At 70.8% G+C, this 8,283-nt stretch carries 9 protein-coding genes; 2 read left to right on the top strand and 7 right to left on the bottom strand.

Annotated features, from left to right (window positions below; translation table 11 throughout):
- Positions 1-295: 295 nt before the first annotated feature.
- Positions 296-1,150, top strand: a complete 855-nt coding sequence (locus ACOV8S_RS01870) for a hypothetical protein (RefSeq protein ID WP_448315680.1) — start codon at positions 296-298, stop codon at positions 1,148-1,150.
- Positions 1,151-1,236: 86 nt separating this feature from the next.
- Here ACOV8S_RS01870 and ACOV8S_RS01865 read toward each other — a convergent pair whose 3' ends face one another.
- Positions 1,237-2,238 (bottom strand): anion permease, encoded by a 1,002-nt coding sequence (locus ACOV8S_RS01865; protein ID WP_448315619.1) that lies wholly within the window; start codon positions 2,236-2,238, stop codon positions 1,237-1,239.
- A gap of 8 nt (positions 2,239-2,246) precedes the next feature.
- A complete protein-coding gene (locus ACOV8S_RS01860) occupies positions 2,247-2,867 on the bottom strand; it encodes a DUF47 domain-containing protein (RefSeq protein WP_382558900.1) in 621 nt (206 codons plus the stop codon).
- A 246-nt stretch (positions 2,868-3,113) separates the two neighbouring features.
- On the opposite strand from ACOV8S_RS01860, the gene ACOV8S_RS01855 reads away from it, so the two are divergent.
- Positions 3,114-3,449: a metal-sensitive transcriptional regulator gene (locus tag ACOV8S_RS01855; RefSeq protein WP_448315678.1), complete on the top strand. Its 336-nt coding sequence runs from the start codon at positions 3,114-3,116 to the stop codon at positions 3,447-3,449.
- A 45-nt stretch (positions 3,450-3,494) separates the two neighbouring features.
- Here ACOV8S_RS01855 and ACOV8S_RS01850 read toward each other — a convergent pair whose 3' ends face one another.
- The 5 genes from ACOV8S_RS01850 to pstS form a co-directional block, all read right to left on the bottom strand.
- The gene (locus ACOV8S_RS01850; protein WP_448315617.1) at positions 3,495-3,674 is read right to left on the bottom strand and encodes a hypothetical protein; all 180 of its coding nucleotides are present in this window, start codon (positions 3,672-3,674) and stop codon (positions 3,495-3,497) included.
- 218 nt (positions 3,675-3,892) lie between these two features.
- Positions 3,893-4,669, bottom strand: a complete 777-nt coding sequence (pstB, locus tag ACOV8S_RS01845; RefSeq protein ID WP_351112831.1) for a phosphate ABC transporter ATP-binding protein PstB — start codon at positions 4,667-4,669, stop codon at positions 3,893-3,895.
- Between the two features lie 19 nt (positions 4,670-4,688).
- Positions 4,689-5,735 (bottom strand): phosphate ABC transporter permease PstA, encoded by a 1,047-nt coding sequence (pstA, locus tag ACOV8S_RS01840; RefSeq protein ID WP_448315615.1) that lies wholly within the window; start codon positions 5,733-5,735, stop codon positions 4,689-4,691.
- Positions 5,732-6,868, bottom strand: coding sequence for a phosphate ABC transporter permease subunit PstC (gene pstC / locus ACOV8S_RS01835; protein WP_448315613.1), 1,137 nt, complete (start codon positions 6,866-6,868; stop codon positions 5,732-5,734). Before pstC ends, pstA begins: the two co-directional genes overlap by 4 nt.
- Positions 6,869-6,987: 119 nt before the next feature.
- Positions 6,988-8,127, bottom strand: a complete 1,140-nt coding sequence (pstS, locus tag ACOV8S_RS01830) for a phosphate ABC transporter substrate-binding protein PstS (RefSeq protein ID WP_448315611.1) — start codon at positions 8,125-8,127, stop codon at positions 6,988-6,990.
- Between the last annotated feature and the right edge of the window lie 156 nt (positions 8,128-8,283).

Genomic DNA, 8,283 nt, shown 5'->3' with positions numbered 1-8,283 from the left:
CTGCTGGGCGACGTGGCGCGCGAGGACCACGACGGCGGCGCCGCCGCGCGGACGGACGGCCGGGCGTCCGGTGACCGTCCCACCGGGCCGGGCGGGGCGCGCGACCTGGCCGCCTGAGCGCCCGACCCGCCGCCCGGGCGGGCGGCAACGAACGACGGGGCCCGTACCTCTTGGAGGTACGGGCCCCGCCCATGTGGGGAAACCGGGGCCGCTGTGCGTGACGGGGGGTGCTACCCGTCGTTAACCGGAACGGCAAGGGCCCGTGGGCGGACGAACCGGCATGGGGGTGCAGGCGATGGAACGGTGGCGGCGGATGCGGCGTGCCGGTGTGGACGCTGCCGTGGCGGCCGCGGCGGCCGCGGCCATGACCGGCGTCGTCGGCTGCTCCGGCGGGGCCGCCGCGGACGACCGGAAGGCCGGCGGCGCGGACGGGGCGCGGGAGCCCAGGGAGCTGGTGCGGCAGGCGGCGGGCCGGCTGGCGGCGGCCGGGACCTCGCGGGCCAGCACCTCGATGGCGATGGCCACCGGCGGCACCCGGATCGTCATCCGGGGCGAGGGCGTCTACGACTACCGCAAGCGGCGCGGCGAGCTGTGGGTGACGCTGCCCGAGCAGCCCGCCGGACGCGCGGTGCGGCGGCCGATCACCGAGCTGCTGACCCCGGGCGCGGTGTACCTGAAGAACCGCGGCGAGGGCGTCCCGGAGGACAAGTGGGTGCGGGTGGACGCCGGTGACTCCGCCGACGGCAACCTGGTGACCAACGGAGCGACGGACCCGCTGGCGGCGGCGGAGCTGCTGCGGGGCGCACGGCGGGCCGAGTACCGCGGGACGACGGACTTCGCGGGCACCCAGGTGCGGCGCTACGAGGGCGTGGCGCACCTCGGGGACGCCGCCGCGCTCGCCCGGTCGGGGTGGCGGGAAGGACTGCGGGCGGCGGCGAAAGGGTTCGCCAGCGCCGAGGTCCCGTTCGACGTGTACCTCGACGGCCAGGGACGGATCCGCAAGGTCCGGCAGGAGTTCAGCTTCCTCAACGAGGCGCGGCGCACGGTGGTGGTGACGTCCACGACGATGCTGTACGACTTCGGGGCCCCGGTGGACGTCCGGCTGCCCGCCGCGGGCGACATCTTCGACGGACGGATCGCCACACGCTGACGGCCCCGCGCGGCCCCCGGGCGCGGGGGCGGCACGAGGCCGTCGGCGGGGCCGGCGAAGGAGCCGGCCGGCGAGCGGGGGCCGCGTCAGAGCAGGGCGACCAGGTGGACCAGTCCGTAGCAGGCGGCGGCCACCAGGGCGGCGGCCGGCATGGTGATGAACCAGCCCAGCACGATGTTCTTGGCCACGCCCCAGCGCACCGCGTTGACGCGCTTGGTGGCGCCGACACCCATGATCGCGGAGGTGATCACGTGCGTCGTGGAGATGGGCGCCTTGAAGATGAACGCGGTGACGAACATGATCGACGCGCCGGTGGTCTCGGCGGCGAAGCCCTGCGGCGGGTCCAGTTCGATGATCTTGCGGCCCAGGGTGCGCATGATGCGCCAGCCGCCCGCGTAGGTGCCCAGCGAGAGCATCAGGGCGCACACGATCTTGACCCAGACCGGGATCGCGTCGCCGTACTCCTCGACGTCGGCGATGACCAGGGCCATCACCACGATGCCCATCGTCTTCTGGGCGTCCTGGAGGCCGTGGCCCAGCGCCATGCCCGCCGCCGAGACGGTCTGGGCGATGCGGAAGCCGCGCTTGGCCTTGTGCGGGTTGGACCGGCGGAAGATCCACATGATGGCCGTCATCACCAGGTAGCCGGCCACCAGGCCGACCACGGGCGAGATGAACATCGGCAGCACGATCTTCTGCAGGACGCCGTCCCAGAAGACGGTGATCCCGCCGGCCAGGGCCGCGCCGACCATGCCGCCGAAGAGGGCGTGCGAGGAGGACGAGGGCAGACCGAAGTACCAGGTGAGGAGGTTCCACGCGATCGCGCCGACGAGAGCCGCGAACAGAATGCCCATGCCCTTGGAGCCCTCGGGCGTCTCGATCAGACCCTCACTGACGGTCTTCGCGACGCCGGAGCCCATGAAGGCGCCGATCAGGTTCATCACGGCCGCCATCGCCAGCGCCGCCCTGGGGGTCAGCGCACGGGTGGAGACCGAGGTGGCGATCGCGTTCGCGGAGTCGTGGAAGCCGTTGGTGTAGGTGAAGAAGAGCGCGACGCCGACCGTCACGATCAGAGCAAAGGTGTCCATGTCAGAGCTCAGGACTCCTTGACCGAGATCGTCTCCACCGTGTTGGCGACGTGTTCGAAGGCGTCCGCCGCCTCCTCGAGGACATCCACGATCTGCTTCAGCTTCAGCACCTCGATGGCGTCGTACTTGCCGTTGAAGAGCTGGGCCAGCAGCTTGCGGTGGATCTGGTCCGCCTGGTTCTCGAGGCGGTTGACCTCGATCCAGTACTCCGTGAGGTTGGACATGGTGCGCAGGTTGGGCATGGCCTCGGCGGTCAGCTCGGCCGCGCGCGCCAGCACCTCGATCTGCTGCTCGACTCCCTTGGGGAGCTCCTCGACGTTGTAGAGGACGACCAGGTCGACGGCCTCCTCCATGAAGTCCATGACGTCGTCGAGCGAGCCCGCGAGGCTGTAGATGTCCTCGCGGTCGAAGGGCGTGATGAAGGACGAGTTCAGCTGGTGGAAGATCGCGTGGGTCGCGTCGTCACCGGCGTGTTCCGCGGCCCGCATCCGCTCGGCGATCTCGGCCCGTGCGGACGGCTCCGCGCCGAGCAGTTCCAGCAGGAGCTTGGAGCCGGTGACGATGTTGTCCGCGGATGCGGAGAACATGTCGTAGAAGCTCGTCTCCCTCGGGGTCAGACGAAAGCGCACGTGGGGTCCTCGGAGGCTGTCGAATCGGTCAGGGTGATGCTAGGCCCATCGGGGGGCCGCTGCTAATGGAGCGTGCTGGCCGAGATTCAGTGTCGCCCATCCGCTCCCGGGCGGCCGTACCCCCATCTACCCACCGAACGCGAGTACCATATACCCGGCAGGGGTATGCATCTCGCGCCGGCCGCCGGGGCCCGGAAGTGACGAATGCGACATGTGAGGCGAGGAGGGCTGCCGGAGATGGCGACGATGCCGGAGGTCGGGTCGGCCGGGGAGGCCCCCGCCGCCGAGGAGCACGGGCAGCACCACGGCTACCACGCCCGCAAGGCCGACCACCTCAAGCGGCTGCGGCGGATCGAGGGACAGATCCGCGGCCTGCAGAGGATGGTCGAGGAGGACGTCTACTGCATCGACATACTCACGCAGGTGTCCGCCTCCACCAAGGGCCTGCAGTCGTTCGCGCTGCAACTGCTGGAGGAGCACCTGCGGCACTGCGTCGCCGACGCGGCGGTCAGGGGCGGCGACGAGATCGACGCCAAGGTCGAGGAGGCCACCAAGGCCATCGCCCGCATGCTGCGCACCTGAGCCTCGCGGCCGCGGGCGGTCGGCGCGGGCCGCGCGCCGCGGCGGTCAGCGCGAGCTGCGGCGGTCCTCGCCGACGCGGAGGATCTCGTCGATGCTCGCCTGGCTGAGCCGGTCCACGTTCGCCGAGGAGGCGGCGATCATCAGGTCGCCGCAGAGCTCTATCTCGGCGAGAGCGATCTGGTCCTGGACCTGTCCCGGAGCGCCGAGCGGAGCCACGCCGATCACCCCTCCTTCTGCCGGTAGCCGTACGGGCTTCCCAGAGTAAGGAGACGGAGGCGCTTCGCGCATGGCACGGACGGGCTAGTCCCAAGGGCCCACCACGCCTCCTGCGCGTGGAGGGTGTGAAGGTTGTGAGAGGGGCCCGCGCCGGTCGGGCGCGGGCCCCTGGGCCTCGCGGTGGCACCGCCATGCAGCACCGCGAGGAGCTGGTGAGGACGGCCCGGTCAGCCGAAGCGGCCGGAGATGTAGTCCTCGGTGTCCTTGACCGACGGGTTGGAGAAGATCCGCTCGGTGTCGTCGATCTCGATCAGCCGGCCCGGCTGCCCGATCGCGGCCAGGTTGAAGAAGGCGGTGCGGTCCGAGACGCGGGCCGCCTGCTGCATGTTGTGGGTCACGATGACGATCGTGTACTGCTCCTTGAGCTCGCCGATCAGGTCCTCGATGGCGAGGGTGGAGATCGGGTCGAGCGCCGAGCAGGGCTCGTCCATCAGCAGCACCTTGGGCTGCACGGCGATGGCCCGGGCGATGCACAGGCGCTGCTGCTGGCCGCCGGAGAGGCCGGAGCCGGGCTTGTTGAGGCGGTCCTTGACCTCGTTCCAGAGGTTGGCGCCGCGCAGCGACTGCTCCACGATGTCGGCGAGCGTGGACTTCTTGTGGTCGCCGTTCAGGCGCAGCCCGGCCGCCACGTTGTCGAAGATCGACATGGTGGGGAACGGGTTGGGCCGCTGGAAGACCATGCCGACCTCCCGGCGCACCGACACCGGGTCGATGCCGGGGCCGTACAGGTCCTCGTCGCCCAGCATCACCTTGCCCTCGACGCGGCCGCCGGGGACGACCTCGTGCATCCGGTTCAGGGTGCGCAGGAACGTGGACTTGCCGCAGCCGGAGGGGCCGATGAAGGCGGTCACCGAGCGGGGCTCGACGGTCATCGAGATGTCCTCGATGGCCTTGTGGGCGCCGTAGAAGGCGGAGAGTCCGCCGACGTCGATTCGCTTGGCCATTTCAGTCACTTCCAGAAGTTCAGCGGGGCGTCTTCCAGCGGGCGATGCCGCGGGCCACCAGGTTGAGGACCATCACGAAGGCGATCAGCGTCAGCGCCGCCGCCCAGGCCCGGTCGTAGGCCGCCGTCGAGCCGGCGCTGTTGACGTACTGCTGGTAGATGTACAGCGGCAGCGACGCCTGGGCGCCCTCGAAGGGGTTGGCGTTGATGAAGGGGTTGCCGAAGACCAGCAGCAGGACCGGGGCGCTCTCGCCGGCGATCCGGGCGATCGCGAGCATCACACCGGTGGTGATGCCGCCGATCGCGGTGGGCAGGACGACCTTCAGGATGGTCCGCCACCTGGGCACGCCCAGGGCGAGGGAGGCCTCGCGCAGCTCGTTGGGGACGAGCTTGAGCATCTCCTCGGTGGAGCGGACGACGACCGGCATCATCAGGATGGCCAGCGCCAGCGAGCCGGCGAAGCCGAAGGGCTGCAGGTCGAACATGAGCATCAGGCTCAGGATGAACAGGCCCGCCACGATGGACGGGATGCCGGTCATCACGTCGACGAAGAAGGTGACGGCCTTCGCCAGCGCGCCGCGGCCGTACTCGACCAGGTAGATCGCGGTGAGCACGCCGACCGGCGCGGCGATCAGGGTGGCCAGGCCCACCTGCTGCGCGGTGCCCAGGATGGCGTGGTAGATGCCGCCGCCGGGCTCGGCGTCGGCGACGGTGCCCATGGAGTGGGTGAGGAAGTACCCGTCGAGGACCTTCACGCCGCGCACCACGGTCTCCCAGACCAGGGAGAGCAGCGGGACGACGGCCAGCAGGAAGGCCACCCAGACCAGGCTGGTGGCGACGCGGTCCTTGGCCTGCCGGCGTCCCTCGACCTTGGCGGACAGCGCGTAGGTGCCCAGCACGAACAGGACGGCGGCCATCAGGCCCCACTGGACGCGGCTGTGCAGGCCGGCCGCCAGGCCGACGGCGACCGCGACGGCGACCGCGGTGACGGCGACGGCCCAGGGGGCCCACTTCGGGAGCCGCGCGCCCTGCAGGGAGACGGGCTTGAGGACGGTTGCGGTGCTCATGCGTTGGCCCCCGAGTACTCCTTGCGGCGGGCGATGATCATGCGCGCGGCGCCGTTGACCACCAGGGTGATCACGAACAGGACGAGACCCGAGGCGATCAGGGCGTCGCGGCCCTGCTCGTTGGCCTCACCGAACTTGCTGGCGATGTTCTGCGCGAAGGTGCCGCCGCCCGGGTCCAGGAGGCTGGCCTGGATGTCGAAGCTGGGGGACAGCACGGTCGCCACGGCCATGGTCTCGCCCAGTGCCCGGCCGAGGCCCAGCATCGACGCCGAGATCACGCCGGAGCGGCCGAAGGGGAGGACCGACATGCGGACGACCTCCCAGCGGGTGGCGCCGAGGGCGAGGGCCGCCTCCTCGTGCGCCTTGGGGACCTGGCGGAAGACCTCGCGGCTCACGTTGGTGATGACCGGCAGGATCATGATCGCCAGCAGGATGCCGACGGTGAGCATCGAGCGCGGGGCGCCGCCCTGCCAGGCGAGGATCCCGGTCCAGCCCAGGTACGTGTCGAGCCAGCTGAACAGGCCGTTCATGTGCGGGACCAGGACCAGCGCGCCCCACAGGCCGTACACGATCGACGGCACGGCCGCGAGCAGGTCCACCACGTAGGCGATGGGGCCGCTCAGCTTCCGCGGGGCGTAGTGGGTGAGGAAGAGGGCGATGGCCACCGCGACCGGGACCGCGATCAGCATGGCGATCACCGACGACACGACGGTGCCGAAGGCGAGCACGGCGATGCCGAAGACCGGCTCGGTGCTGTTGGGGTCCCACTCGAAGGTGGTGAGGAAGTTGCCCTGGTCCCTGCTGATGGCGAGGGCGGCGCGGTAGCTCAGGAACACGGCGATCGCGGCCATCACGGCCAGCAGCAGGATGCCCGAGCCGCGCGAGAGGCCGAGGAAGACGCGGTCGCCCCGGCGGGTCGCGGTGCGGGGCGCGGACGTCACGGACGCCGGGGCGGCGTCCGGGTCCGGGGCGGCGTTCCGGTCAGGGGCGGTGACGGGCGTGCGCTCGTCGCGCGGCGTCCGGTCCGGGTGCGTGGCATCGGGGTGCGCGGCGTCCGGCGCGCCGGACGTGGCCCCGGTCGCGGGGCGCGCTTCGTCGTCGGTTGTCTGTGACTTCTGTGTCGATATGTCCATCGGGATCTCCGGTCTGCGGAGGCCGGTGCCGGACCGCCCCGGTCGGGGCTGGGGCGGTCCGGACGGCTCCTGGCGGCGGTGCACCGGACGGAGCCCGGCCCGGGGCCGGGCTCGGGGGATCAGGCGAGGCCGTCGATGGTCTCGCGGACCTTGCCGATGATCTCGTCGGGGATCGGGGCGTAGCCGGCGTCGGCGAGCAGCGCCTGGCCGTCCTCGCTCGCGATGTAGTTCAGGAAGGACTTGGTCGCCGGGAGGGTCTCGGCCTTGTTGCCCTTGTCGCACACGATCTCGTACGTGACGAGGGTGATCGGGTAGGCGTTGTCGGCCTTCGTGGCGTAGTTGAGCTCCAGCGCCAGGTCCTTGCCGGTGCCGACGATCTTGGCGTCCGCGATGGCGTTGGAGGCGTTCTCCACGGTGGCGGCGACCGGGGCGGCGGCGCCGGTGTCGATGGAGACGGTCTGGCCGTCCTTCGCGTACGAGAGCTCCATGTAGCCGATGGCGCCCTCGGTCTGCTTCACCTGCTGGGCGACGCCGCTGGAGCCGGAGGCGCCCTGGCCGCCCTTGGCCTGCCAGGACTTGCCGCCCTCGTACTTCCAGTTGTCGGGGGTGGTGGCGATCAGGTACTTGGTGAAGTTGTCCGTGGTGCCGGACTCGTCCGAGCGGTGGAAGGCCTGGATCTTGGTGGACGGCAGCTCGGCGTCCGGGTTCAGCTTCTTGATCGCCGCGTCGTCCCAGGTGGTGATCTTCGAGTCGAAGATCTTCGCCAGGGTCGGGGCGTCGAGGACCAGCTCGTCCACGCCCGGCAGGTTGTAGGAGACCGCGATCGGGCCGCCGACCATCGGCAGGTCGATCGCCTGGCCGTCCTTGCAGATCTTCTTCGACGCCTCGATCTCCTCCGGCTTGAGCGCGGAGTCGGAACCGGCGAAGGCCACCTGGCCCTGGGTGAACGCGGTGATGCCCGCGCCGGAGCCGGAGCCCTTGTAGTTGATCTGCAGTCCGCCCTTGCACGCGGCGGCGAACTGCTTGACCCAGGCGTCGATGGCGTTCTTCTGGGCGGAGGAGCCGTCCGCGAGGAGCTGGCCCTTGGCGTCGCCGCAGTCGATGTCGCCGGCCTGAGCGCTGGCCGCGCTGTCGTTCGTGCCGGTCTCGTTCGTCGCGTCCGAGCCGCACGCCGTGAGGGCCAGGGCGCCGGAAACGGCGAGAGCGCCGAGGGTCAGGGCCCGCGGGGTCTTGCGCCGGGTCTTGCGCTGAAGCGTCACTTTTCGTGGATTCCTTCCGGGAGCCGCCGGGTGCGTTTCGTTCGCGTGGCGGCGTGCGAAGTTTCGGTGGCGGGGGGTTGTCCTTGCGACGGTTTCCCCGCCGTCAAGGCCGAAATTAGGCCGGGGAGGTGACGGGGCCGACGGGGGAGAGTGAAC

It is taken from the genome of Streptomyces sp. CO7 (genome assembly GCF_053474865.1).
This window is presented reverse-complemented; position numbering and strand designations above follow the sequence as displayed.

Excerpts from the sequence above, each read along its gene's own strand:
- ACOV8S_RS01855 (WP_448315678.1), top strand. The coding sequence starts at position 3,114 with ATGCCGGAGGTCGGGTCGGCCGGGGAGGCCCCCGCCGCCGAGGAGCAC.
- ACOV8S_RS01870 (WP_448315680.1), top strand. The coding sequence starts at position 296 with ATGGAACGGTGGCGGCGGATGCGGCGTGCCGGTGTGGACGCTGCCGTG.
- pstC (WP_448315613.1), bottom strand. The coding sequence starts at position 6,868 with ATGGACATATCGACACAGAAGTCACAGACAACCGACGACGAAGCGCGC.
- pstB (WP_351112831.1), bottom strand. The coding sequence starts at position 4,669 with ATGGCCAAGCGAATCGACGTCGGCGGACTCTCCGCCTTCTACGGCGCC.
- pstA (WP_448315615.1), bottom strand. The coding sequence starts at position 5,735 with ATGAGCACCGCAACCGTCCTCAAGCCCGTCTCCCTGCAGGGCGCGCGG.
- ACOV8S_RS01865 (WP_448315619.1), bottom strand. The coding sequence starts at position 2,238 with ATGGACACCTTTGCTCTGATCGTGACGGTCGGCGTCGCGCTCTTCTTC.